Genomic DNA, 25,360 nt, shown 5'->3' with positions numbered 1-25,360 from the left:
CAATCTGTAGTCGCTATCATTTATTGTAAAACGATTTACTAAAACGAATAAAATAGATCGCCACATTCCGTTGCACTACACTCGCGATGACATACCGTACGTCATTGCGAGGAGGAACGACGAAGTAATCTTATAATACAACATAAAAAAACCTCCGTTTTGGAGGCTTTTTTATACTTAAAATCGGTAACCAATATTAAAATCGCCACGGAAAACAGCATCGGGAGCAAAATCGTCGCCAGCAAAATTACGCCCACCACCTATAAGAATTTCGAATACGAAACCCGTATTGTTTATCCATTTTTTACCTAAACTTAGCCCTACGGCAGCCGTATTAAAATCGCGCTCCACATCTCGATAACTGTTGTCTTCAGGAAAATAACGGTTGTCAAAATCGGTACCATTTACGTACTTTAAAAATCCTTCTACAAAAAAACCTTGTGCGCCATATTCTTTCGATTCCTGAAAATAGAAACGTGCAAAAGGCGTTATCGAGAAGTTTTCAGGATAATCTTCGCCATCAATAAACGAATACAAAACAGAGCTTCCAAAAGTAAAATCGCGGGTATGAATGTACTCATACGTACCCTCAAAAATAGGACCTGCCAATAGTTTTACGGCTCCCAACTTTACTTCGTGTTTTCGCTCTAAAATTGTAACGCGTGTAGTGTCGGTTTCCGTTTGGGCATAACCACCCAACCCGAAAGCCATTAAAGTTAACAAAACAATCTTTTTCATCTTTTTTTTTACGGTAAAGCTAAATTATTTTTAAATAATCTTAATAACCAGTATGTTAATTTTTTTAATTTGTGCCATAATCAAAAAAAGAGCTAACTTTTGCTATCTCTTTTTCGTCACTTTTTTACCACTATTATGCTTCGTCAACGGCATCCCATCCGCGTGCTTTAAGTGGAATTTTGGTATCGTCACGTGTAATAAGGTGTACGCCTTCGCTTTCTTGCGTCATGTGCCCAATAATACTAAAGTTGGGGTTGGCTTTAATCTTCTCAAAGTCTTCCATTGTAATCGTAAACAGCAATTCGTAATCTTCGCCACCATTTAAGGCAACGGTAGTGCTGTCCAAATTAAATTCCTCGCATACACTTATTAGCTGTGGGTCGAGCGGAATTTTATTTTCGTACAGGTTACATCCCACATTACTTTGCTTACAAATATGCAGTATCTCCGACGATAACCCGTCCGAAATATCAATCATTGCCGTAGGTTTAATCTCTAAGGCTTTTAATAGATCTTTTACATCCTTACGGGCTTCGGGCTTTAATTGGCGCTCAATAAGGTAATCGTACGCCTCTAAATCGGGTTGGTTGTTCGGGTTAACTTCAAATACTTGTTTTTCGCGTTCCAAAACCTGTAGCCCCATATAGGCAGCTCCAACATCGCCACTCATAACAAGCAGATCAGTAGGGTTTGCGCCTACACGGTAGGTAATATCATCTTCTTCCGATTCGCCTATGGCGGTAATGGAAAGTATCATCCCTTTTTGCGATGAGGTGGTGTCGCCCCCTACAATGTCAACATCGTATATACGGGCAGCATAGCGGATACCGCTATACAGCTCCTCTAACGCCTCTAACGGAAAACGATTGGATACGGCTATGGATACGGTTATTTGCGTAGGTTTGGCATTCATGGCACAAATGTCCGATAGGTTTACTACCACGGCTTTGTAGCCCAAATGCTTTAGGGGCATATAGGCAAGGTCGAAATGGACGCCTTCTACAAGCATATCGGTGCTTACTACAGTGCGCTTGTCCTTAAAATTGAGTACTGCGCCGTCGTCGCCAATACCTTTTAGGGTAGTAGGTTGTTTGGCTTCAATATCTTTAGTAAGGTGTTCTATTAGTTGAAACTCGCCTAGGCTGGATAGGCTAGTGCGTTCTTGATTTTTGTCTTCTAACATAGTTGTTTAAAAGTCGTAAAGTTTATAAGGGGCAAAGGTACATATTAGTTGGAAAGTCTTAAAGTTGAAAGTTAGAAAGTTACTACCGTTGGATTTATTATCCTGCGAGGTTTTGGTAACCTCGTAGGTTCTGTTGCTGTTATTACTAACGGATTGTAACGGGAAGTGGTAATTTTTTATACCTACAAGGTTTTAGAAACCTTGCAGGATTGTTATGCTTTAAACTTGCGGAATGCCTGTATCATTTCGTAAATACCAAAGGCTATTACTACTTTACCTAGTATGAAAAGAAACCAGCTTAATGGATGAGTTAAAAATTCTCTTTCTTTGGCTAATGGATTATAGAAATCAGTAATTAATAAAAACCTGAAATACCCTGATAAGAACTTTTTCCAATAACTTAGGTCAAAAGGATACATATAGCTTTCCCAAATAAAAAATAGGCTGTAAAACAAAAATCCAGAGAGTAACGTAAATACTAATGCCCGCATCCAGCTATAGTCAAAACCTGTAGCAAGCCACGTTGCGCTTAAGATAAATTTATCTCTAAAATTCTTGTTCCATTTTAGTTCTTTATTATAAGCAGCTAACTCGTAAGCTCTAAAACGGTTATAATCAATTTTATTCTCGGCACTTTGGAGCTGTTGTTTAATTGTTCTTAAGGTAGCTCTATTACATGTTCTTTTTGTAATTTTTATCCCATCAAAGTATGCAAATTTCTCGAAAGATACTTTATCCAAAATTAATGTTTTAAATTCTGCCTCTTGGAATGATGCTATGTTGTGAAAAGTTGTTCTCTTAAAAGATAGACTACTAACCAAAGCATTCGAAAAGGTGGTGTATTTAGAGAATTCACACCCTGTAAATAATAAACTTGAATTATTTAAATTTTCTATTCTTTCAAAATTTGCGACATCATTAAAAGTACAGTCTAAAAACGAAGTCTTATCTTCAAAATTGCAACCTGAAAAAGCTATTTTATTAAAGACGTTTTCTATAAAGATAGTGTTCCTATACTTTAATTTGTCTTTTATCTTAAAAGTGAAAGAGCAATTCCTAAATAGGAAAATTGATTTAAATTGATTTTTAGCAATAGCAACATTATTTAATTTTGAAGAATTGATTGAGAAGCTTTCATAATATTTACTATTTGAACCAAAAACATTATTTTCTAAAATAAAGTTGCTTCCATAATGTTTTACTTTTTTTAAATAAAATTCACTTAAAAAATTACATCCATTAAAATAAAAATAAGTTTCTAAGTGTGTTTCTTTAGTTTCGTTATCGTATAAAAAGTAAAATCTGTTTAATTCTAAAAGACTTTTTTCATTACTAGCATAATCTATCATGTAAAGAGCTATTAAATTAGTTATATTCATAAACTCTAAATTCTGAAACTTGCAGTTTTCGAATCTAAGTTTTGTGTTCAGGGAACAAGAAGTAAATCTTATTGATAGATTTTGATTCTTTATATCCTTAAAGGATATATTTTTAGCTGTAATATGGCAATTTACTAATTCAATAGTATCATTAGTAAATCCTATAATCTCAATGTCAACTTCACCAAAATTTATTGTTTGATCTTTTATTTTTCCGTCATAAAGTAATGTTTCATAGAATTTTTTTTCAGTCCAGCTCATTATTTAGTAATTTATAATTAAATATAACAAAAAACCCGACACATCAGTATCGGGTTCTATTATCTAAAATCTATTATCTTTTTTCTAAAGTTTAATCATTCAACTTCAACACCGCCATAAAGGCTTCTTGTGGTATCTCTACGTTACCTACTTGGCGCATACGTTTTTTACCTTTTTTCTGTTTTTCCAATAGTTTACGCTTACGCGAAATATCACCACCGTAACATTTTGCGGTAACATCTTTACGGAGGGCTTTTATGGTTTCGCGACTAATTACTTTTACACCAATGGCTGCTTGTATCGGGATATCGAACTGTTGGCGTGGAATAAGCTCTTTTAGCTTTTCGCACATTTTTTTACCAATGTGGTAGGCATTATCGGCGTGGATTAGTGCCGAAAGGGCATCGACTACCTGTCCGTTTAGCAGTACATCCACCTTAACGAGGTTGGAGGTACGCATCCCGATAGGGGAATAATCGAACGAGGCATAGCCTTTGGAAACGGTTTTTAATCGATCATAAAAATCGAATACAATTTCTGCTAAAGGCATATCAAACGTTAGCTCTACACGTTCGGGTGTTAGGTAGGTTTGGTTGGTTATTATACCCCGCTTTTCTATACACAGGCTCATTACCTGCCCTACAAAATCGCTTTTGGTTATTATGGTTGCTTTTATAAATGGCTCTTCTACGCGCTCCATTTTACTGGGTTCGGGTAGGTCACTCGGGTTGTTTACTATAATTGCGGTATCGGGCTCTTTTTTACTGTAGGCATGGTAGGATACGTTGGGTACGGTGGTAATTACCGTCATGTCGAACTCACGCTCCAAACGTTCCTGTATAATTTCCATGTGCAGCATGCCTAAAAATCCACAACGGAAACCAAAGCCTAGTGCTGCCGAACTTTCGGGTGCAAATACTAACGATGCATCGTTAAGTTGTAATTTTTCCATACTGGCGCGTAGCTCCTCGTAATCCTCTGTATCTACGGGGTAAATCCCTGCAAATACCATTGGTTTTACGTTTTCGAAACCTGCAATCATGTTTTGCGTAGGTTCTTTAGCATCAGTAATGGTATCACCTACTTTTACTTCGCGGGCTTCTTTTATTCCTGAGATGAGGTAACCCACATCGCCTGTTTTTACTTCTTGTTTGGGTACTTGGTTTAGTTTTAGCGTACCAATCTCGTCGGCAAAGTACTCTTTGCCTGTTGCCATAAACTTAATTTTCTGCCCTTTGGTTATGGAGCCGTTTATTACTCGGAATATAACCTCTATACCACGAAATGGGTTGTATACGGAGTCGAAAATTAGTGCTTGTAACGGTTCGTCCTCTACGCCTTTTGGTGCGGGTACGCGGTTTATTATGGCTTCGAGTATTTTATCTACGCCCAATCCTGTTTTACCACTAGCGGGTATAATATCGTCGTGGCTGCATCCTAATAAATCTACAATATCATCGCTTACCTCTTCGGGGTTGGCACTTGGTAAATCTATTTTGTTGAGTACGGGTATTATTTCGAGGTCGTTCTCTAGGGCTAAGTACAGGTTACTTATGGTTTGTGCTTGTATGCTTTGGGCGGCATCTACAATAAGTAGTGCGCCCTCGCAGGCTGCTATGGAACGTGATACTTCGTATGAAAAATCTACGTGCCCGGGGGTATCTATAAGGTTAAGGGTGTATTTTTCGCCGTTATGTACATAATCCATTTGTATAGCGTGGCTTTTTATGGTAATACCACGCTCACGCTCCAAATCCATATTATCTAATAACTGGTTTTGCTGCTCGCGTGCGGTTACGGTTTGGGTAGCATCCAACAACCTGTCGGCTAGTGTACTCTTGCCATGGTCGATATGGGCTATAATGCAAAAATTTCGTATGTGCTTCATCTTCGTTATTTATCTGTTTTGGGCATACCCAATATGGTGCTACTAAAGGTAGCTAATTAATCGGCAAATATAGTTAAAGTTGTTGAGTTATATAGGGTGTAACGTTTTTAGGTTTGGGGCATAAAAAAACAGCACCCAATTGGGTGCTGTTTTGGTATTTATAAAAGATGTGTATTATCTTTTTATGAATCGTGTAGTGTGGGTTGCACCTGTATCGGTTTTTAGTTTCAGGATGTATATACCTGCCTCTAAATTGTTAACGTTTAGCATAATTTGGTTGCTACCGCTAAATGATTCCGAACCGTTAAATACTTGTTGCCCTAGTGTGTTGTAAATAGCTACATCTGCGGTTTGGTATGCACCTGATGCGTTGATGTATAGCTCGCTTCCGCTTAATGGGTTAGGGAATAGGCTAAAACTATCTGCTTGTACTGGGTTATCTGTATTTAATGCTGCTGCTCTGAATACGATTGCAAAACGTGCACTATCGGTACTTGCTTCTACTTCTGCATCTACGCTAAAGTTAAAGTTTGTTGTATTACCTTGCTCTAGTAACGTTTCTTCGTTTAGGTAGTAATCTTTAATGTAAACATCTAGCTCGTTAAAGTAACCCAATTCAAACGCCATTACATAGTCTGATTTTCTGTAACGCGATACTGCAAGTGGTAATACTTCGTCTACTTGTGGTAAACTTCTATTTTCCATTGCAACATAGTCCTCACCGTTAAGGCGCGAAATATTCTCGTCGATGTTACCGAATTTCTTAGCATCGTTAAAGTCAACATCATTGCTTTCGCCTTCTTTAAAGTCGATTCTTAAACCATCGGCTGCTGTATTTTCATTTGAAAATGCTGTTTCAGCGTAAAGGTCTAATGCTATGTATGGGTTGCCCGTCATTCTGAAAACGGCTGTTGCACTAGCATCGGTATCTTTATAAAACTCTCTGAATGTAAGTGCAGGTGCAGTTCCTTGCGAAGCTGTTTGCACAAAAAATGCTTGGTAAGGTTGTACAAAGCGTGTTACTGCTGAGCTTGAGTTGCTTTTTTCGCCTGTAGAGGCATTAACTGTTACATATGCGCCACGACCACCTGCTTCGCCTACTACGGGTGTACCTCCTAAGGTTGGATCCCAAACGTAATAGAAACCAGTAAGGTTGGTTGTAGATACATTGTTCATTACCTTATTCATATCTACAATAGCATGGTACGGATTGGCTACAAAGTTATAATCGCCAGAAGTAGAGGATAGACCTCCTATTACAACGGTACCACTTGCAATGGTTCCTGTAGCACGTAGCTTGGTGTTTGAAGGTGATGCTGCGTTAGACGTAAGGTCTACACTACGTGAACCTCGTATAAGTGCACGGTATGGCGTTCCAGCTGTTAATACACTTGTTGTGTTATTTACTGGAGCCCATGATTGTGTGCTGTTATTGAATGTGAACATTGATGATGCCCCTGATGGCTGCCAGTCGAAACCGTTTGTACCATCTGTTTCTTCTGGATCAGAACCTGATGAGCCATATCCTGTAATGTGCGTACCATAACCTGGGTTAGGGTCGTCGTTATACGATGCTGCATCTTCCTGCCAGTTTTCGCGAATGCTTGATGTTGTTGTTACAGTAGAGGTAATGAATCGGAATGCACGACGTGCTGGGAAACATTGCTCTGTAGTAATAAGCCCTGATATACTAGCACCACTCTCAATATTGTCTATTTGTCCTATTTTATTGGGGCTAAACGAGCATACTAATGTAACAATATCATTTGTTTCAAAGTTACCCGATCGTACATCTAAAATACCGCTTAATTTCATTGCATTAAGTGTAGTAACACCTGCTGCATTTTCTACGGTAAAGTTATCTATTTCGTCGTTAAGTAAAAATCCGTTAGGAACAGTTTGTGCACTACTACCCGACATGAATAACTCAGAACCTTCATCTCCAGCATCAATATATGCAGTAGCATCTTTAGTAATAGCTTCCTTAATAGTAAATAAATTACCATTTAAATCAATACTGGTATTAGCTCCCATTATAAGGTTTTTAGCTCCTGCACTTGCTGTTAATACAGGGTAGTTAGGGCGCCCAGCTGGTATTGTAACGTTGTTGTTGGAGTTAGGTATCTCTGCTACTGTCCAGTTATTAACATCGTTCCATGCCGTACCGCTGTTACCCGTCCACTCATTATCATTACAACTGGTATCTCCTACAATGTTTGAGGTAATACCAGGTTTTAAACTTGTATTTTCAAATCGAATAGTATGGTCGCCACCAACTTCAAATGTCAAATCGTCAAATGTTGCTAGTCCTGTGGCATCGGTGGTGCGTGTAACCGTACCCAATAATTCTCCAGGTCCTGTTTCCATAAAAGCAGTAATATCGTAACCCGCTTGCTCAACATCGTCACCAAACGAATCGGCTAACTGAACCGTAAAACTACTTGGCATAGTACCATCACAGTCAGACTCTGTAGGCTGCGTTTTAACTACAAGTTGTTGTGCCACACCTATAGAGGGCTCGTTGTATGCAATAAACGCAGGGTCAGACGATCCGCCTGGCTCATATACTAACCTGCGGGCATTAGCATAATTTGCTGCTGTAATACCAAATTCCGAGATATCTGCCGTAAAGAATTTTACAGTTCGGCTGGTATTTATAAAGTTACCACCATCCTGTGTACTATCGTTATTATAAAAATCAACATTCCAGTTACCTACTGTAGGGAATAAGGTGTTGTTAGATAGGTTAATGCTAATAGCATTACCAACTAGATTACCATTAATATCGGCAAAGTACAATTGGTCTACCCCCGAGCTTGTTGGTTGTGCTATCTGGCTTACCAAAATATCAGGTACACCATCGTTAACGTTTGCTAATGTAATACCATTAATACTTAGGTTAAACGTTAGTGAACTTCCTGTAGGTATGTTGGTAAGGCAAGTACCTAAATCCAGTCCGCTCTCGCCTGTAGTAAGGTAGGTTGCTTTAATTTCTCCTGTTGTAACCAAAGGATCAAGTGCAGTGTTCGATACCCCATTGGCAATACCGTCTGTTAATGCACCAAGTCCTACAAAGTACGCAGCATTTGGGCTGGTTAACGGTACGGTAGTAATAGGTAATGCTCTAAACTTTGTGTTTTCAAACGTTACACCGTTGTTGGTTAGTTTTGTGTCATTTACCCCTGTAGAGTAGGTTGTACCATTCCATACAAACGCCAAAAGGTTGTGCGATAAGTTGGGTTGTGTACTGTTTATACTACTAGAACTCGTGGTGTAAAAGTTGTTGTAATCCGTATAAATTTGTGTTACTTGTGCTTCTGCATAGTTAAACGCTAGGCATAAAAGCAATAATGCGTAAATTTTTCTCATATACTAGGTATTAGAAATTTGTAAATTAAGCCTTGTTCAGCCTAGATTTTTTAGACAACAGATAATAGCCTGCAACAGCACCTAATGCAAGTGTAAGTCCTGCATAGTCCGAAATGCTTGCTGCGGGTTCATCATCAACGTCATCTCCAAAATCAGGTTGTGCACTTACTGTGCTAAGTCCTGTAGCTATAAAAAGTAGTAGCATAAACAAGACTTTCTTTGTTGGGGGAGTCTTCATATTCAAATAGTTATATTATTTATATAATAGCTACAAAAGTAGTGTTATGGTTTTAAAACACAATAAAAATGTAAAATAAATAAAACCCCTGCGTTTATTCGTGTTTTTCCTGTATTTTACTTTCTTAAGATTAAAAAACGCTACTTTTTTAGTTAAAATTTAGATAATAATATTATTATTTATGTTTTGTTGAATTTTTGTTTTTTGTAGGAATATATCTAATAAAGTTACTTTTACTATCAGTTAATGCGTAAACCGCCGTGTAGTACTCTTTTCAAATCAATTTCTCTTTAAAAATAGGCTACAACAAAACCATAAAAAAAGCACCTACTGGGGGTGTAGGTGCCTAACAAAGAATAGAACAGTAATAATAATATTTCTCGAAAGAGAAAAAAATTCTATCTTGGTATTGTTATCTACGTACTTACCGCTGTTGCGGATTACTTTTTAGGGCACTTTTTTATAAAATAATTTCTAGTCCCTTTAGCCTAGTAGTATAGCAAAATACATACTATAATAAAATGTTGTAATTTTGCAAAAATTGTAGCTGATGATTAGAATAGGAGACGTAGCGTTACCCGATTTTCCGTTGTTGCTTGCCCCCATGGAGGATGTGAGCGACCCCCCTTTTAGGCGGTTGTGCAAACAGCATGGAGCTGACCTTATGTATAGCGAATTCATTTCGTCCGAAGGGTTAATTCGCGATGCCATGAAAAGCAAACAAAAACTGGATATTTTTGATTACGAGCGCCCCGTAGGCATACAAATATTTGGAGGCGATGAGGAGGCAATGGCACTATCGGCAAAAATAGTAGCAACCGTAAATCCCGATATTGTAGATATTAACTTTGGCTGCCCTGTAAAAAAAGTAGTATGCAAAGGCGCAGGTGCAGGCGTGTTAAAGGATATTGACCTTATGGTGCGCTTAACCAAAGCCGTAGTAGAAAGTACCACACTACCCGTTACCGTAAAAACCCGTTTGGGCTGGGACGATAATAGTATAAACATAGACGAAGTAGCCGAACGCCTGCAAGATGTAGGCATAAAAGCCCTTACCATACACGGGCGTACCCGTGCCCAAATGTACAAGGGTGAAGCCGACTGGGAGCCTATAGCCCGCGTAAAAAATAACCCACGCATAACCATGCCTATTTTTGGAAATGGCGATATTGATAGTCCTGAAAAGGCACTAGAGTACAAAAACAAATACGGTTTAGATGGTATTATGATAGGGCGTGCCGCCATTGGTTACCCTTGGATATTTAACGAAATAAAACACTATTTTGCAACAGGCGAACACTTGCCCGCACCCACTATAGAGGATAGGGTAGAGGCAGCCCGCAACCACCTTACTTGGGCAATGGACTGGAAAGGCGAACGTCTGGGTGTAGTAGAAACCCGTAGGCATTATACCAACTACTTTAAAGGCATACCCCACTTTAAAGAATACCGCCAACGTATGGTTACTAAAGATGACCCTGCCGATGTTTTTGCAGCATTGGATGAGGTGTTAGATAAGTTTAGTGTTCAAGTATAGCTTATTTTTACTCAAAAGAACTTTATTGAACTTTTTTGGTTTTAAATCTTAAATAAATAGACAATTACACATAATTGGTCATAATATTTTTTATTAAAGTTATGATATTGACAAAAGCAATTATTAATCGACATTGTTTGATTTTTACTTTTTCAAAGTAATGTCATAAACATCTATTAATACTCTCTTAAATTCATAAAATACCCATTAATGAGGATGTTTTTATTTTTAGGTGTAAATTAAATTTGCGATTATTAATTGTTTAACTCAAATACCATACAATGAAAAAAATTATTAAAAATGTTCCAATCATGTTGTTAAGCGTTGTTTTATTATCTTCATGTGAAAGTAATAATGACGATATTGACACAACAAATCAGCAAACAAATGAGATTAGCCTGAAATCAAATACTCAGTCTAATTTTGATTTATCTAAAAATGCAGACTTCGTTAAATTCACAGAAGAATATTTAAACAACTTCGTTGCTTACTCTTATTATCAGCAATCTAAACTAGGTAATAAAGCAGAAGATTTTAAAAGAAGTATGAATGATGAAAACATGAGTATACAACAAGTGGAAAATGTTTATACAGCTTATGGTCTTGATTTCGATGTAATATTAGATTATCAAACACAAGCTAATAATCTTGTTTACAATGTCTACACATCGTATCCAGAGTTTGATACAATGTCTGAAGAACAAGCAAGTAGCTTGATATTTACTGAAATGGGCGAAGTTATAGGTGGAGGACAAATTACTATAGATAATCATGATTATCCAGCAGTTATAACTCCTAGCGAAATTTGGTACTGTGTAGTTGAAGCTGTCGGTTTAGGAATCGCTTCTACAATTGGAATGAAGCAATTAAAAAAGAATGGTGTAAAAATTATCACTAAGGCACTTACAAAAACTTTAAGTAAATTTGCAGGACCAATCGGTGCAGCCATTATGATTATAGATTTTGGCATTTGTCTATCAGATGCTGATGCAGATTAACTAGATATGAATATGAGAAAAGTAATTATTATAGCTACCCTTATTATAGTAGTGCTTAAAATGGCATATTACATTTATAACGCTATTTTTGATAGGCTCCCTTCAATTATTAATGAAGTGATGAATTATTGTGTAGCTATTATTTTAATTTATTACGGCATAGATTCGTTAAAAGATAAAAAACGAATAACTAAATAGTAATGTTTTTAACTAATAAAACATGTATTATAGATTACTCGTTGCAACAATTTTCTTTTTTATGGGATTTCTAAACTCTCAAGATATTGTTTTCAAATCAATATTAACTCTCATATATTTAAGTGGAGCTGTATATGTAGCCTACAGGCTGTATTACAAGAAGATTAAGAAGAATAATTAAAGTAGTAATAATAAAACGGCTCGATTGAATATCGAGCCGTTTTTTTGTTGTTATACTTTAACCTTTTTCCATTTCCCTCGTTTAAATAAGATAACGCCTGCCATACTTATGCACATCTCCGAAACAGGTATGGCAATAAATACCCCAGTAGGTCCTAAATCAACCACTTTTGCTAAAATGTACGCCAACGGAATTTGGAACAACCAAAACCCAAAAAAGTTAATACGGGTAGGCGTTTTAGTATCGCCCGCACCATTAAAGGCATTAATAAGTACCATACCCACCCCGTAAAACACAAAAGCAATGCTTAGTATTTGTATTGCCTCTACAGCAATATCGTGTACGTGGGTATTGTTGGTAAAAAACCACATAATAGGGTCGGCAGCCAACAAGGTAATCCCTGTAATACTAGCCATATAAATAACGTTAAACTTAGCCGTAACAAATACCGATTTTTCGGCACGGGCTACCTGTTTTGCTCCTAAGTTTTGCCCCACCAAGGTAGCCGCCGCATTGCTTAGCCCCCATGCGGGTAACAGGAAAAACATCATAATGCGGAGTGCACTTTGGTACCCCGCCGAGCCTTCGTCGCCCCCAGTGGTAGCAACCAATTGTGCTAAAAATATCCAACTGCACGAGGCAATAACAAACTGCATTATGCCTGGTGCAGCAATTTTTACAATTCCTTTTATTTGTTGCCAATGCGGTACAAAATAGGCACTTACTACCTTAAGTATGCCTTTACCATTAAATAGGTTATACAATTGGTAACTTACACCAATACTCCTACCTAGTGTAGTAGCAATGGCAGCACCCGTAAGCCCAAAGGCAGGTATAGGACCTAAACCATTAATAAAAATAGGGCAGAGTATAATGTTGCAAATATTGGCTATCCAAAGGCTCTTCATGGCAATGGCGGCATTACCCGCACCCCTAAAAATACCATTAAACAGGAACAGTAGCATAATAACATAACTACTCCCCATCATGATACGAAAAAAGTTTGTTCCGAATTTAGCCGATGCTTCCGATGACCCCATGAGTATTAAAATATCGGTAGCATAAATAAAGCCAACAATAGCAAAAATGGTGTTTATAGCTACGGCTACCAGTATGGTTTGCATACCAGCACGTGCCGCTGCTTCGGGCTTTTTTTCGCCTACACGGCGTGCCACTACGGCGGTAGCTGCCATGCTCATTCCTATGGCTATAGAATATATTATGGTAAGTACCGACTCGGTTAATCCTACGGTTTGTACCGCAAAACTGCTATTTTCGAGGTGTCCTACAAAATACAGATCGACGAGTGCAAACACCGATTCCATCATCATTTCGAGCATCATGGGTATAGCAAGTAATAATACAGCCCTGCGGATGCTACCTTTGGTAAAATCAATATTTTCGCCTTTTAGCGCTTGTTTGAGTAATATAAAAAATCGGGAAAATGCATTTTTTCGCTGTACAACTTGTGTCATTGTATAAAGATGTAAAAGTTTATAATAGTAATGTGGCAATAAAAGAGGTTATTGCCTTTGGTTTATTTTGCGGTAAGTAGGTGTCCCGTTTGATTGGGGACTGCAAAAACTATCATATTCCTATATGCATTTAAAGCAAATGTAATATAAAAAATTATACCAGTACTATTTGGTTTAAGAATTTTCGAGTAATTTTTTGTTAACACGGTTGGCTGCCAACCACGATGCTAATATGCCTAGTATGTATATAGTAGCTATAACAATAAGTATGTTTACCATGGTAAACTTTACGGGGTAGGCAAGGGTATTGGTTAGCATAAGCAGGCTAAAGTGCTGTTGTGCCAATACTACGCTAACGCTTATGGCAAGCCCAATAAGTACACCAAGTGTAGTAATAAATATGCCTTGGTACAAAAATATGTTGCGTAGCTCTTTTACGGTAGTACCTAGGCTAAATAGTGTTTTAATGTTTTCGCGCTTGTCCAGTATTAGCATAATGAGGGCACCTGCAAGGCAAAACAACGTCATTACCACCACTAACGAGCAAAACAGGTAGGTTACTAAATTTTCGGCATTCAGCATTTTGTATAACGATGCGTTTATTTGCGCTCTGTTTTTAATGGTTATTTTGTTGTTGAACAGGGTGCTTAATTGCTCGCGTATTTCGGTTTCGTTGGCATTGGGTGCCAACTTTAGCTCAATAGCGGTTATTTGGTTGGGTTTAAATTGGAGTAACTCTTGCGCCAGCCCAAGATCGGAAAACACGTATTTATTATCTACATCTTCATTAATGGAGTAAATGCCTATGGGTACGAGTAGTGCTTTTTTAAAACCATCTTCGGGCGAGTTAATAAGTCCTTTCCCTGGTTTGGGTACAAACACTTGCAAGTCGTTATTAAAATCGAATAACCCCATAGATAGGGCATTGGTAATACCGTACCCCACTACTACTTGGCTAGTTTCTGGTTCTAGCCAGTTGCCCGCAATCACTTTTTCTTTTACAGCGTTTACGTTGGTGTACGTACTATCGGTTCCTTTTAAAAAGGCAACTTGCTCCTTGCCGTCAAAATAAAAAAGTACGCGTTCTTCGGCTATTTTGGTGTATTGGGCTACGCCATTTATGCCTTTTAATTGCTTTTCGTGTTCGGGCGTTATTAGAAACGATTTTCCTAAACTAGGGAGTACCCGCAGTTCGGGGTCGGTAGCATTGGTAAACGATACGGTAAATTCGCGCAGTCCGCTAAATGCCGACATTATTATAAATAGGGCAGCAGTACTGGCTACAATACCAAGTGCTGCTATGCGTGTAATAATGTTTACTGCTGAGCTTTTACTCCTGCTTATGGTATATCGGCGGGCTATGTATAACGAAAAGCTCAATGTGGTTGTGTGGTATTACGATTTCTTACGTCGGTCCAAAAGGTCGGGGTTGGTAATGGGGTTGTTTTCGCCTTTTAGTTCCTCGTCAATTTTTTCCATTTGGTCCAGCGTATCATCGATATAAAAAATAAGATTGGGTACTTTACGCAATTGCATTTTTACGCGTTGCGAAAGGTCGTGTTTTATAAGGGGGGTGTTCGATCGTATGGCTGCTAAAAGCTCTTCGCCTTTTTCGGTAGGAAAAATACTAAGGTATACTTTTGCTATAGATAAATCGGAGGTAACGTTTACTTTTGATATTGATATGATGAGGTTGCTAATCCCGTTTTTGCGCACTTCGCCCTGTAGGATATCTACTAAATCCTTTTGCAATAGTGTGCCTATTTTTTTTTGCCTGTTTGTTTCTTCCATGGTACAAAAGTACTCAATTTATGGTTTTGTGTTAGCGGTTGTTTTGCTAAAAGTTATATGCTGTGGCTGTTGTTGGTGTTTTATGCTATTTCTTGGCACAGCTCTACCAATACGCCGTTGGTACCTTTAGGGTGCAAAAATGCTACCAATTTGTTATCGGCGCCTTTTTTTGGTGTTTCGTTTAGTACAGTAAAGCCTTCTGCTTTAAGGCGGGCAATTTCGGCAGTAATATCTGCTACATCAAAAGCAATGTGGTGGATGCCTTCGCCTTTTTTGGCTAAAAACTTGGCAATGGGGCTATCGGGGTTAGTGGCTTCTAACAACTCTATTTTATTCGGACCATTCATAAAAAAAGAAGTTTTAACGCCTTCGCTAGCTACTTCCTCCGTTTTATAGGCGGGTGCGCCAAATAGTTTCTCGAATAGTTGGTTGGATGCTTCTAAATCGTTTACGGCAATACCTATATGTTCTATTTTTCTCATGGTGTATTTTTATGTGCTATTTAGCTCGCAAAATTAGTGTTTTTAAAACGACGGGCTAACGGTTTACTCTTTTTTGGGAATAAACCTGCGCACCAATTTCTCGATGGTTAAGCCTTGTGCTAGTATTGAAAATACCACTACAATATAAGTTAATACCAAAAACATATCTCTTTCCATCTCGTTGGTTAGGGTTAATGCTAAAGCAATGGATATTCCGCCACGCAAGCCCCCCCACGTCATTATCAAATTGGTTTTGGGTACAAAATCCAGTTTTTTTTCAAATAGTTTTATAGGTAAAAATAACGATGCATATCGGCAAGCCAGCACAATGGGTATGGCTATTAGTCCTGCTACAATATAATGTACCTCGTAGGTTAATATGAGCATTTCCATACCAATTAGTACAAACAAAATGGCGTTGAGCAAGATATCGATGAGTTCCCAAAACTTATCTACGTAACGCTCGGTAATTTCCGACATTGCGCTATCGCGTATGGTATCGTTCCCTATTACCAACCCAGCGGCTACCATAGCTAAGGGGGCGGACAGGTGGAATTTTTGCGCCGTAACGGTACCTACCATAACGGCTGCTAGTGTAATAATTACCTCGGTACTAAAATCGTCTATAGATTTCATGAGTTTATACGCCACCCAACCTATTAGTAAGCCTAACAGTATGCCCCCAAAAACCTCTTTACCAAACAGGGTTACAATATCCATAGGGGTTACGGTTGCATTTTTAGAGCTGGCTATACTAAATATGGTTAAAAAAACAACCACACCTACGCCATCGTTAAACAACGATTCGCCTACAATTTTAGTTTCGAGTTTTTTAGGTACGTTAGCCTTTTTTAGTATTCCGAGTACTGCAATAGGGTCTGTTGGCGAAATAATTGCTCCAAACAGTAAGCAGTAAATGTAATTTACGGGTGTTCCCATAAACGATAGCAGGTAAAATACGGCTGTACCTACTAAAAATGTAGATGTTAATACGCCCAATGTTGCAAATGCCATAATAGGCCACCGTTGTACCTTGAGTTGTTGGAAATTGGTATGCAACGCTCCTGCAAACAGCAAAAAGCTTAGCATATAATCCATTAGCACCATTTCGAAATCAATTTCCCGAATTAAGTCGGTTTCAGCCCTTAATAAAGTATCGTCAAAATAGCTGAGTACAAAAACGCCTAGTGTGTACAAAATGGTTATAAGCATTAAGCCTATGGTGGTGGGTAGCTTTAAAAAACGGGCGTTAATGTAGCCAAATATTGCTGCTAAAAAGGTTAATGCGGTAATAATAAAATACGAATCCATAGTGTTTTAGTTGTTGGTTGTTAGCAGTAGTTTTTTAATCAGTACAATTTGCCCTAAGTGGTAGTAGCTGTGCTCAATCATGGCATCAATATTTCGGTAATAGGTGCCGTACTTTTCGGCTACAAATTTTCCGTGCAGTTGTGCCTCGGGCATTTGTTCAATATGTTGGGCAAAAGCTTCGGCATCGTTCCAAAATTTTGTTAAGAAGGCTTGCCATTGTGTTGCCGATGTAATGGGCGGAAAATCGAAGCTATATTTATCTCTTATATCCAAATTACCTCCTTTAAACACATTTGTAATACCATTTATATAATAGTGTATGTGTTGTGCCAGTGCGGCTATTGTATTTAACGACTGGTGTTGGGTTGTGGCAATTTTCCAATCCAAATTTGTTAACTGGTCGTTATAGTTGGTATTAGCAATCCATGTTCCGTTCAAGATTACTTCCCTAAAACGTTTTGCTAGTGCGTATTTATCTTCCATAACCTAATACTTATATGCCTCTTGATATTTAGTAAAAATAACGATTTTAAAGCTACAGATAAACCAACACATAAAAAAACCGTACAGCGGTTAAATAAGTAGGCTTTTAGGTTTTTTTATTACATTAGCTTTATAAACACTACCACCCGATGGTTAGAGATTTTATAGAAATTAACGATTTTACAATTTTAGTAGAAGTAGGTTCGTCTGGTACGGTTACTACCGATGCCTGTAAGTTTGAAGAGCCTCTTATAGCGGTTGCGTTTTATGGCTCTGGCAATGTAGATTTAACGGTAAAGTATGGCGCTAAACAAAAAGACTACAGTAATACCAAAGGTTTGGTTTTTTCGTTTTATGCCGATGCTGCTGTAGAGTTTATACATACCATTTCGCCCAACAAACCTTTGCAATGTATTGTTATAGCTACAGCACTAAGAAATTTAGGTGACTTACCTAATGATGAAGGTGAGATTTTTACGAACCTTTTGCATCAATTAGTACATCCTAAAGACCATTTTGTGGAGGGACCAATGTTTTTTATGACGCCCGAAATGGAAACAATTGTAGATGCTGTTTTTAATATTCCGTATGAGGGCAAAACTAAAATGATGTTTTTTAGGAGCCAAATAACCACATTACTATCGCACTTTTTTGGGCAACTCTCCCAACAAGAAGAAGAGGTTGTTAATGAACAAGAGCGTGAAAAGCTGTATTTGGCAAAAGAGATATTGTTTAAAAACCTCAATAATCCGCCATCGCTTACCGAGTTATCCAAACAAATAGGGTTAAATACCTTTAAACTTAAAAAAACGTTTAAAGCACTTTTTGGTGTGCCAGTTTTTAAATACCTCCAAAACGAACGACTTACTGTTGCCCATAAAATGATACATACCGAAGCCGCTACGGTGCAAGAGGCTGCCTGGCATGTAGGGTACGATAGCCTTAGCTCGTTCTCCAATGCTTTTGCAAAAAAGTTTGGTTACCGCCCCAGCCAAATTAAAAAATAATACTTCTGGAATAAATCATACTCCCTTAGCAACAAATTCAAACGGCTCATTCGCAGCACCTTTGCTCCATAATTAAAAACAAATAATTATGGAATCGTTTAAATTTTTTGCGCTAATAGTAACCGTACTATTTACAGGGCTATCGGCAGGGTTATGTTTTACATGGACTAACACAGTAACCAAAGGCATAGGTGCTTTACCCGATGTGGTATACTTGCAATCGTTTCAGCAAATGAATAGGGCAATATTAAACCCTACATTTTTTCTGGTGTTTTTCGCTCCCTTTTTTATAGGGATACTCAACGCTTTTTTATACAAAGGGCATCCAAAAATTATACTGTTTTTACTACTTACTGCAACGCTATTGTACTTTTTTGGAGTGGTTGTAGTAACCCTTTTTGGTAATGTGCCTTTAAATGAAATGTTAGATAAAACAGATGTACTACAGGCTACAACTGAGGAGCTGTATACACTGCGCCAACAGTTTGAGGTGCGTTGGAATCAGCTTCATCTTATCCGAACCACAACCAGTTTATTGTCTTTTCTATTGCTTGTTATTAGCCTGTATTTAAGCGGTAAACATACCCTATAATCTCAAACTTATTTTCAATATAATTTAAAATCGTAAAATCATGCAAAACAACATTTTAGTAATCGGCGGAACAGGAAAAACAGGTCGTAAAGTAGTAGAACGACTAGAAAAACAAAATGTAAACGTATGTATTGGCTCACGTAATGCCACACCATCGTTTAGTTGGCAGGAGCCTGATAATTGGGCAGCTGTTATGGAAGGGATGGATGCCGTATATATTACCTTTCAGCCCGATTTGGCAGTACCAGGCGCATTGGAGGCTATAGAGGCAATAACCAAACAAGCCAAAAGCAGTAACATAAAAAAGGTAGTATTACTATCGGGTAAAGGTGAAAAGGAGGCTGAGTTTTGTGAGCAGGTAGTTATCCACTCGGGTATTGATTATACTATTATTCGTGCCAGTTGGTTTAACCAAAACTTTAGTGAGAGCTTTTTTTTAGCTCCTATTTTGGCGGGGCATGTAGCGTTACCAAAACCAGATGTAAAGGTGCCTTATATAGATACGAATGATATTGCTGATGTTGCTGTTGAGGTATTATTAAGCAGCAAACACAATGGCAAAATTTATGAATTAACAGGCGCTAGGACGCTTACTTTTAAAGAAGTAATTGCCGAGATTGCTACAGCTACTAATAGAACTATAGCATTTACACCCATAACAATGCAGGCTTATGTTAACGCAATGCAACAACAAGGTGTACCAGCAGATTATATATGGTTAATAGAGTATTTGTTTACCGAAGTTTTAGATAACCAAAACAACGCACAAGTTACTAACGATGTAGAAAAGGTGCTTGGCAGAAAACCCATAGATTTTTCGGATTACGTAAAACAAACCGCCAGTACAGGTGTTTGGAATATTGCTACAGTTTAACAATTATCTGTACCATAAAATAACTCTAGTATTCTATAAAAAAGCCTCACAATTCTGTGAGGCTTTTTTGTTTGCTTTTTTTCATTTTTAGATGCGTACTCGCGTAATGCATCTTAATTCAGAGGGCAATTACTCAAAAAAGTAAGCTAATAATGTTATTATTCGCAACATTATCAGTAAAAAATCAATTTTTTTCACTTTTTATGTATTTAAAATATAATTTTTTGGAGTAGGCTGCTCATGCAGATTAGTTAAAGTTTTAGTTATAAATTGCATACTTTATATTTTTTTATAACAAAAATATGTTTTAATGTTATGAATTTGAAAACCCGCATTATTGTTAATGTTATTTAAATTAAAACATAAAAAATCTTAAAATTTTACTTTTTCATCAATTTTCATTGTGTAAAATTAGCCTGATTAATTTCTAAATTTAATTACCTAAAAAACTTATTGTTTAACATCCAATTAAAATTTTAATTTATGGAAAAAAACACTACTCTTTGGCAAGGGCGGCGGTATAAGCTGTTTTTGTTTGCTCTATTTGGGCTCATGATTTTTACGGGCAACACTTACGCCCAATCAATCGAAATTACGTGGGATTCTGAAGTAGGCTGCTTAGTTTACGATGAACAACGCGAAAAGTACGAAGAAGATATACAGGATGGTCCCTGTGTACGTGTATGCGAATTTAGCTCAGTAACGTATAATCTTACGGGTAATAGTGCCAACTGGCAAAGCACTGCATGGACAGCAACTGGTGGTACAATTGCAAGTAGCTCACTTACAAGTTGTACCGTAAACTGGGGTGCAGCGGGTGCAGGCACTTTAATGGCTGCTATTACTAAGAACGATAATACAATAGAAGAGGTAGAAATTTGTATTGAAATTATCGATTCTCCCAAAGCACGATTTGGTTTACTACCCGATTTGGGTTCCAATTTTGCCCAAGTGTGCTTAGAAGACATTTTACAGTTTGTAAACCTATCTAACCCCAATGGCGGTTCTGATCTTATCTCATATTACTGGGATTTTGGTGATGGTAACTTCTCATCGGAATTTGAACCTACGCATAGCTACGACAGTCCCGGAGGCTACACAGTAGTACTTACGGTAACCAATGCGTGTAATTGTACCAGTAGGTACAAAATGGAAATTGAAGTAGGCGAAGGCGGTTTCCAGATAACATGCCCTAGCGTAGTATGCGAAGGCGGACAAGGTTCTTACATGGTGCCTGAAGAAATTGCTGACAAATGCGGCTATAAAGAAGAAAACTGGAGTGTTGAAGGCGGAACGATATTATCGTACGAGCCTAATGGTGGTTCGGTACAAGTGATTTGGGACAATGTTGGATCTAGCGGATTTGGTTATGTAACTTACGATGCGTCGGACTGTGGTATGGAGTGTGGTAGTATTGTTACGGTAGAGGTACCTGTTATACAAGCACAAGGTACTATTGTTGGCGATTTGGTAATGTGTACTAACAGCCAAAGTTTATACAAGCTACCCCAATGGCCATCGACTAATTTTGATTGGACGTTGGATGCAGGTAGCACAGGTGCTACATTAACAACTACCGAAAATAAAAACGAAATTGTAATACAAAGTACAAGCAACACAGGTCAAGTAATCCTTAATGCAACGTACTACAATACACTGTTAAACTGTGGTGGCGTAGCTACTATAACAGTAAGTATTAGAGATAGAGCTGTATTTACAGGCGATATTGATTTGTGTAACAACACTACGGGTAATTATGCACTACAAAGTGGCTCGGGTAACTGGACACTTACAGGACCTGGCGGTACATTTACAGGATCGGGCAGTAGCTTTAGCCACCTTTATACCGTTGCAGGAAATTATACACTTACCGTAACAGGTAGTACTTTTTGCCAACCAGAGGAGCTTGATATTTTAGTTAGAGCGGCTGAGGCAGCACCATCGGGTATTACTGGTCCAACAGTAGTATGTAGAGATACACCTACAGCGTATAGCGTAACCAATACTGTACCAGGAACGCAAATAGGTTGGGAAGTAATAGGGGGCTCTATTGCAGGAAGCAATTACGGCGACCAAGTAGATATTATCTTTACAGGTGCAGGACCTTATACCATAAATGTATGGCGCGAAACTATAAACGCACCAAGCTGCCGTTCTGATCAAACTACAATTACAGTTACAGAGCCTGTAGTAACATCTAACATTACGGGCGATACTACAGTATGTTCTAGTAACTACGAAATGTACGATGCAGGATATGCTGATGGCGATGACTATATTTGGACAATAACACCTGCTACTGCGGGTAGTGTAAGCTCAGGTAACGGTACGGATAGTGTAACCATTTTATGGAACGAAACACCAGGTATTGCAACTGTAAACCTTGCTATTGAAAGATGTGGTACATTACACCCACAACCAGGATATACAGTAAATGTAATAACATCACCCAACGTTACATTAAACAGCCCACCAGCTACAATTTGTAGTGGCGATACGGTTAACTTCCAGTTACTATCTACACCTACATTAACATCAGGAACGGTAACATGGGATTTTGGTGATGGTACTATAGTAACTACAGACGATAGTATGCTGGGTTGGACAAGCCAGACCCATACATTTACATCATCAAGCACATCGCAAATAAACTACAACGTAGTAATAACGGTTAATGATGCTAATGGCTGTATAAACCCAGCTATAGTAAACCACTCTATAGCTGTTAACCCATCGCCAGTGGCAAGTATAAGCCCAGCAGGTAATTATGCTATCTGCCCAAGCATGTCGCCACAAACCCTAACGGTTAATATACAAGGCGGTATTGGGGCATTAAGTACTATTGCGTGGTATCGTAATGGCGTACTTCAAGTATCAGGAGCACCTGGAGCAAACCAAACCTATACGGCTACAACCTACGGTAGCTATTATGCAGTAGTAACAGCCAATAACGGTTGTACTACTACTACCAATACTACACAATACAACGGTAATTGTGGCGGACCACCACCTTGTACAACGGGGCAAACGGTTACCATAACATCGGCAGTAAATAACTGTGGTACAATAACCGTAAACGGAACCTTTACAGGTACACCAACCAGTGTGCAGTGGATAACTCCTGCACCACCAGCATCGCAAAGTACTACAAACAATGTAGGTACATTTACATATGATGAGTCGGGTAGCTATACTATCTTCTACAGAGTAATATATGGTACATGTGCCGTTACCAAAAGCGTAACCGTTGTAGTACCTTACTTACCCGAACTTAAACATACGGTTACGTGTGGTACAGGTGGTAATTATAGCGTTGAATTGTTAGATAACTCTAACTTTTACCCTGGTAACCCTATTACAAACTATACCTTCCGTATCAACGGTACTGTAGTACAATCGGGTGCAGCAATAAGCCATTTAGCAAGTTTACCACCAGGTATGCATACTATACAACTTACGATAGACGGACCTACAAGCACACCCTGTAGTACCAGTATTGAAACGATAGATTTACCTGCGTTGCCATTGGCTACCTTTACACACGATGCACCTCGATGCGAAGATGCGGTTATTAACTTTGCACCAGATGATATTCAGCCAGGGCTAACGTATCTGTGGCAATTTGGAGATACCTCTAGTAACGCGCAACAATCGCCAGATAAGGTATACGATACTTTTGGTAACCGTACTGTAACACTAACTGTTACCAACCAGTTTGGTTGCTCAACAACAAGCTCATCTGTTATTAACGTTACGCCTAACCAATTGGCAGGGGTTATTAGTGCAACGTCGTTAACAGCCTGCGATGGACAAACAGAAACGTTATCCTATTTACCAAATGGGGGTACACCTACACCAACGGTGTACGAGTGGAGCAGAAACGGTGTAGTAGTTGGCACAAGCCCTACACTTAACGTAACTACATCAGGCAATTATAGCCTAAGTGTTGAAACCAATTTAGGTTGTACGCTGGATTTACCTGCTGTAATAGTTAACTTCATTAAAGCACCAGTAGCAAGCATTAACGGTCCGGACGAGACTTGTGCAGGCGATACTTTTGTGTTAACTACACCAGCAGGCGGTACGGGTGCAGATTATGCTTGGACGCTAAATGGCTCACCATTAACAGCATTTAATGGAGAGAACAGTATAGAGCAAACCATTAATGTTGCCGGAACGTACAACTACGTAGTAACAACTAGTATTTCTGACGGTAACGGAGGCTTCTGTACCAATACCGATACACACACGGTAGTAGTAAATGCATTACCAGCATCGCCATCAATTAGCTTTACGATGTTAGATTGTGATACGTACACGGTAGAACTTGTAGCTACAGGACCTGGACCAGGCACCTATACGTGGAGTAATGGTATGACGGGTGATACGATTGAAGTAACACAAGGAGGACCTTACCAAGTGCGTTATACCAATACATCAGGATGTACTTCTACACGCGACATATTTATACCTAGAGATCCAGCAGTACACTTCTGGACGGTTCCAGTAGGATGTTACCAATTCTGTGAAGAATTACTAGGACAATCGTCAATAACGGCAGGACCTACAGTACCTTACGATTATTGGGCATGGCTTAGAGGTGATGTACAACTTTCGGGTATGTTCTCTCTTGTAGGCGACCTCGATTTAGGTACTTATGGCGCTGGTACCTACCAGCTAACACTAGATAACGGCTTATGTGATAGAGTTAGTGGCGATGTAAATATTGAAGTTGTTGATTGTAAAGATTGTGAGGTTAAGTTTCGTGTAAGAAGAATATCCAGAGATGAGAAGTACAGGCCTTGTGCTTTTGCAATTACATATGATATTTACAACCCACACGGTGTAACAATACCATTTACTATAACAGCACCAAATGGCGAAGGCTTGTTCCTACCATCAGGAGTAACAGCACCACCAGGAAGCAGTACACATACAGTACATTTTGTACCGCTTAACGGATTTACTGGCGGAGCAGTTACCATTTACATACAAGGTACTTATAAAGGTATACCGTGTGTTACAAAACGTACAATAGAGTTACCAGGATGTAAAAAATTATCCAAGTCGGGTGCTTCAACGATATCAGACGATGCGTTTGCGAAATCGAAACTTTCAATCTCGCCAAACCCAGCTACAGATGCTGTACAACTACAGTATAACTTTAGCAATAGTGCAGACAACGACGTTCGTACACTTGAGATATACAACCTAATGGGAGTATTAATGGAGCGTACAAGTTTAGAGAAAACCAACGGCACATGGGATGCGCAACTATCGCGCTTCGCTGCTGGGCAGTACATAGTAGTTATGAAACTTAACGGTACTGTAATAACTCAAAAAGCATTAATAGTGAAATAGTAGTAATAGCTACA

At 38.5% G+C, this 25,360-nt stretch carries 19 protein-coding genes; 7 read left to right on the top strand and 12 right to left on the bottom strand.

The features are described 5' to 3' along the window. Positions 1-177: 177 nt before the first annotated feature. The 6 genes from K1I41_RS02890 to K1I41_RS02865 all read right to left on the bottom strand — a co-directional run bounded on the left by K1I41_RS02890 (position 178) and on the right by K1I41_RS02865 (position 9,056). Positions 178-738 carry a hypothetical protein gene (locus tag K1I41_RS02890; protein WP_220641183.1) on the bottom strand — a complete coding sequence of 187 codons (561 nt, stop codon included), beginning with the start codon at positions 736-738 and terminating at the stop codon, positions 178-180. A gap of 133 nt (positions 739-871) precedes the next feature. Further along, positions 872-1,921, bottom strand: coding sequence for a thiamine-phosphate kinase (gene thiL, locus K1I41_RS02885; protein ID WP_220641182.1), 1,050 nt, complete (start codon positions 1,919-1,921; stop codon positions 872-874). A 212-nt stretch (positions 1,922-2,133) separates the two neighbouring features. After that, a complete protein-coding gene (locus K1I41_RS02880) occupies positions 2,134-3,561 on the bottom strand; it encodes a pentapeptide repeat-containing protein (RefSeq protein WP_220641181.1) in 1,428 nt (475 codons plus the stop codon). A 91-nt stretch (positions 3,562-3,652) separates the two neighbouring features. Beyond that, positions 3,653-5,449 (bottom strand): translation elongation factor 4, encoded by a 1,797-nt coding sequence (gene lepA / locus K1I41_RS02875; RefSeq protein WP_220641180.1) that lies wholly within the window; start codon positions 5,447-5,449, stop codon positions 3,653-3,655. 174 nt (positions 5,450-5,623) lie between these two features. Further along, complete coding sequence (locus tag K1I41_RS02870; RefSeq protein WP_220641179.1) at positions 5,624-8,818, bottom strand: T9SS type A sorting domain-containing protein; 3,195 nt, start codon at positions 8,816-8,818, stop codon at positions 5,624-5,626. A gap of 25 nt (positions 8,819-8,843) precedes the next feature. Continuing rightward, entirely contained in the window at positions 8,844-9,056 is a 213-nt protein-coding gene (locus K1I41_RS02865; RefSeq protein ID WP_220641178.1) for a hypothetical protein, read from the bottom strand. A 550-nt stretch (positions 9,057-9,606) separates the two neighbouring features. On the opposite strand from K1I41_RS02865, the gene dusB reads away from it, so the two are divergent. The 3 genes from dusB to K1I41_RS02850 all read left to right on the top strand — a co-directional run bounded on the left by dusB (position 9,607) and on the right by K1I41_RS02850 (position 11,789). After that, on the top strand, positions 9,607-10,593 hold the full coding sequence (gene dusB / locus K1I41_RS02860) for a tRNA dihydrouridine synthase DusB (protein ID WP_220641177.1): 987 nt from the start codon (positions 9,607-9,609) through the stop codon (positions 10,591-10,593). 281 nt (positions 10,594-10,874) lie between these two features. Then, positions 10,875-11,591: a hypothetical protein gene (locus tag K1I41_RS02855; protein ID WP_220641176.1), complete on the top strand. Its 717-nt coding sequence runs from the start codon at positions 10,875-10,877 to the stop codon at positions 11,589-11,591. Between the two features lie 12 nt (positions 11,592-11,603). After that, the gene (locus K1I41_RS02850) at positions 11,604-11,789 is read left to right on the top strand and encodes a hypothetical protein (protein ID WP_220641175.1); all 186 of its coding nucleotides are present in this window, start codon (positions 11,604-11,606) and stop codon (positions 11,787-11,789) included. A 231-nt stretch (positions 11,790-12,020) separates the two neighbouring features. On the opposite strand, the gene K1I41_RS02845 is transcribed toward K1I41_RS02850, so the two are convergent. The 6 genes from K1I41_RS02845 to K1I41_RS02820 form a co-directional block, all read right to left on the bottom strand. Then, the gene (locus tag K1I41_RS02845; RefSeq protein ID WP_220641174.1) at positions 12,021-13,445 is read right to left on the bottom strand and encodes an MATE family efflux transporter; all 1,425 of its coding nucleotides are present in this window, start codon (positions 13,443-13,445) and stop codon (positions 12,021-12,023) included. A gap of 174 nt (positions 13,446-13,619) precedes the next feature. Further along, positions 13,620-14,825, bottom strand: a complete 1,206-nt coding sequence (locus tag K1I41_RS02840; RefSeq protein WP_220641173.1) for an ABC transporter permease — start codon at positions 14,823-14,825, stop codon at positions 13,620-13,622. Between the two features lie 15 nt (positions 14,826-14,840). Further along, a complete protein-coding gene (gene rbfA, locus K1I41_RS02835) occupies positions 14,841-15,236 on the bottom strand; it encodes a 30S ribosome-binding factor RbfA (RefSeq protein ID WP_220641172.1) in 396 nt (131 codons plus the stop codon). A gap of 80 nt (positions 15,237-15,316) precedes the next feature. Beyond that, positions 15,317-15,718 carry a methylmalonyl-CoA epimerase gene (mce, locus tag K1I41_RS02830; protein WP_220641171.1) on the bottom strand — a complete coding sequence of 134 codons (402 nt, stop codon included), beginning with the start codon at positions 15,716-15,718 and terminating at the stop codon, positions 15,317-15,319. Positions 15,719-15,781: 63 nt separating this feature from the next. Next, the gene (locus K1I41_RS02825; protein WP_220641170.1) at positions 15,782-17,029 is read right to left on the bottom strand and encodes a cation:proton antiporter; all 1,248 of its coding nucleotides are present in this window, start codon (positions 17,027-17,029) and stop codon (positions 15,782-15,784) included. 6 nt (positions 17,030-17,035) lie between these two features. Next, positions 17,036-17,512, bottom strand: a complete 477-nt coding sequence (locus K1I41_RS02820; RefSeq protein WP_220641169.1) for a DinB family protein — start codon at positions 17,510-17,512, stop codon at positions 17,036-17,038. 149 nt (positions 17,513-17,661) lie between these two features. Here K1I41_RS02820 and K1I41_RS02815 point away from each other — a divergent pair, with 149 nt between their 5' ends. From K1I41_RS02815 to K1I41_RS02800, 4 genes are all read left to right on the top strand, one after another. Continuing rightward, entirely contained in the window at positions 17,662-18,519 is an 858-nt protein-coding gene (locus K1I41_RS02815; RefSeq protein ID WP_220641168.1) for a helix-turn-helix domain-containing protein, read from the top strand. A gap of 88 nt (positions 18,520-18,607) precedes the next feature. Continuing rightward, entirely contained in the window at positions 18,608-19,111 is a 504-nt protein-coding gene (locus K1I41_RS02810) for an anthrone oxygenase family protein (protein WP_220641167.1), read from the top strand. Between the two features lie 40 nt (positions 19,112-19,151). Continuing rightward, a complete protein-coding gene (locus K1I41_RS02805) occupies positions 19,152-19,985 on the top strand; it encodes an NAD(P)H-binding protein (protein ID WP_220641166.1) in 834 nt (277 codons plus the stop codon). A 483-nt stretch (positions 19,986-20,468) separates the two neighbouring features. Beyond that, entirely contained in the window at positions 20,469-25,346 is a 4,878-nt protein-coding gene (locus K1I41_RS02800; RefSeq protein ID WP_220641165.1) for a PKD domain-containing protein, read from the top strand. Positions 25,347-25,360 lie beyond the last annotated feature (14 nt).

Origin of the sequence: Flavobacterium litorale (assembly GCF_019613795.1) — a bacterium.
GTDB lineage: Bacteria > Bacteroidota > Bacteroidia > Flavobacteriales > Flavobacteriaceae > Flavobacterium > Flavobacterium litorale.
The sequence above is the reverse complement of the archived record's forward strand: the minus strand, read 5'-3'. Positions and strand labels throughout refer to the sequence as shown.

What these genes read in the sequence shown, in the direction of transcription:
- K1I41_RS02890 (WP_220641183.1), bottom strand. Translation starts at nt 738, where the DNA reads ATGAAAAAGATTGTTTTGTTAACTTTAATGGCTTTCGGGTTGGGTGGT.
- thiL (WP_220641182.1), bottom strand. Translation starts at nt 1,921, where the DNA reads ATGTTAGAAGACAAAAATCAAGAACGCACTAGCCTATCCAGCCTAGGC.
- K1I41_RS02880 (WP_220641181.1), bottom strand. Translation starts at nt 3,561, where the DNA reads ATGAGCTGGACTGAAAAAAAATTCTATGAAACATTACTTTATGACGGA.
- lepA (WP_220641180.1), bottom strand. Translation starts at nt 5,449, where the DNA reads ATGAAGCACATACGAAATTTTTGCATTATAGCCCATATCGACCATGGC.
- K1I41_RS02870 (WP_220641179.1), bottom strand. Translation starts at nt 8,818, where the DNA reads ATGAGAAAAATTTACGCATTATTGCTTTTATGCCTAGCGTTTAACTAT.
- K1I41_RS02865 (WP_220641178.1), bottom strand. Translation starts at nt 9,056, where the DNA reads ATGAAGACTCCCCCAACAAAGAAAGTCTTGTTTATGCTACTACTTTTT.
- dusB (WP_220641177.1), top strand. Translation starts at nt 9,607, where the DNA reads ATGATTAGAATAGGAGACGTAGCGTTACCCGATTTTCCGTTGTTGCTT.
- K1I41_RS02855 (WP_220641176.1), top strand. Translation starts at nt 10,875, where the DNA reads ATGAAAAAAATTATTAAAAATGTTCCAATCATGTTGTTAAGCGTTGTT.
- K1I41_RS02850 (WP_220641175.1), top strand. Translation starts at nt 11,604, where the DNA reads ATGAGAAAAGTAATTATTATAGCTACCCTTATTATAGTAGTGCTTAAA.
- K1I41_RS02845 (WP_220641174.1), bottom strand. Translation starts at nt 13,445, where the DNA reads ATGACACAAGTTGTACAGCGAAAAAATGCATTTTCCCGATTTTTTATA.
- rbfA (WP_220641172.1), bottom strand. Translation starts at nt 15,236, where the DNA reads ATGGAAGAAACAAACAGGCAAAAAAAAATAGGCACACTATTGCAAAAG.
- mce (WP_220641171.1), bottom strand. Translation starts at nt 15,718, where the DNA reads ATGAGAAAAATAGAACATATAGGTATTGCCGTAAACGATTTAGAAGCA.
- K1I41_RS02825 (WP_220641170.1), bottom strand. Translation starts at nt 17,029, where the DNA reads ATGGATTCGTATTTTATTATTACCGCATTAACCTTTTTAGCAGCAATA.
- K1I41_RS02820 (WP_220641169.1), bottom strand. Translation starts at nt 17,512, where the DNA reads ATGGAAGATAAATACGCACTAGCAAAACGTTTTAGGGAAGTAATCTTG.
- K1I41_RS02815 (WP_220641168.1), top strand. Translation starts at nt 17,662, where the DNA reads ATGGTTAGAGATTTTATAGAAATTAACGATTTTACAATTTTAGTAGAA.
- K1I41_RS02810 (WP_220641167.1), top strand. Translation starts at nt 18,608, where the DNA reads ATGGAATCGTTTAAATTTTTTGCGCTAATAGTAACCGTACTATTTACA.
- K1I41_RS02805 (WP_220641166.1), top strand. Translation starts at nt 19,152, where the DNA reads ATGCAAAACAACATTTTAGTAATCGGCGGAACAGGAAAAACAGGTCGT.
- K1I41_RS02800 (WP_220641165.1), top strand. Translation starts at nt 20,469, where the DNA reads ATGGAAAAAAACACTACTCTTTGGCAAGGGCGGCGGTATAAGCTGTTT.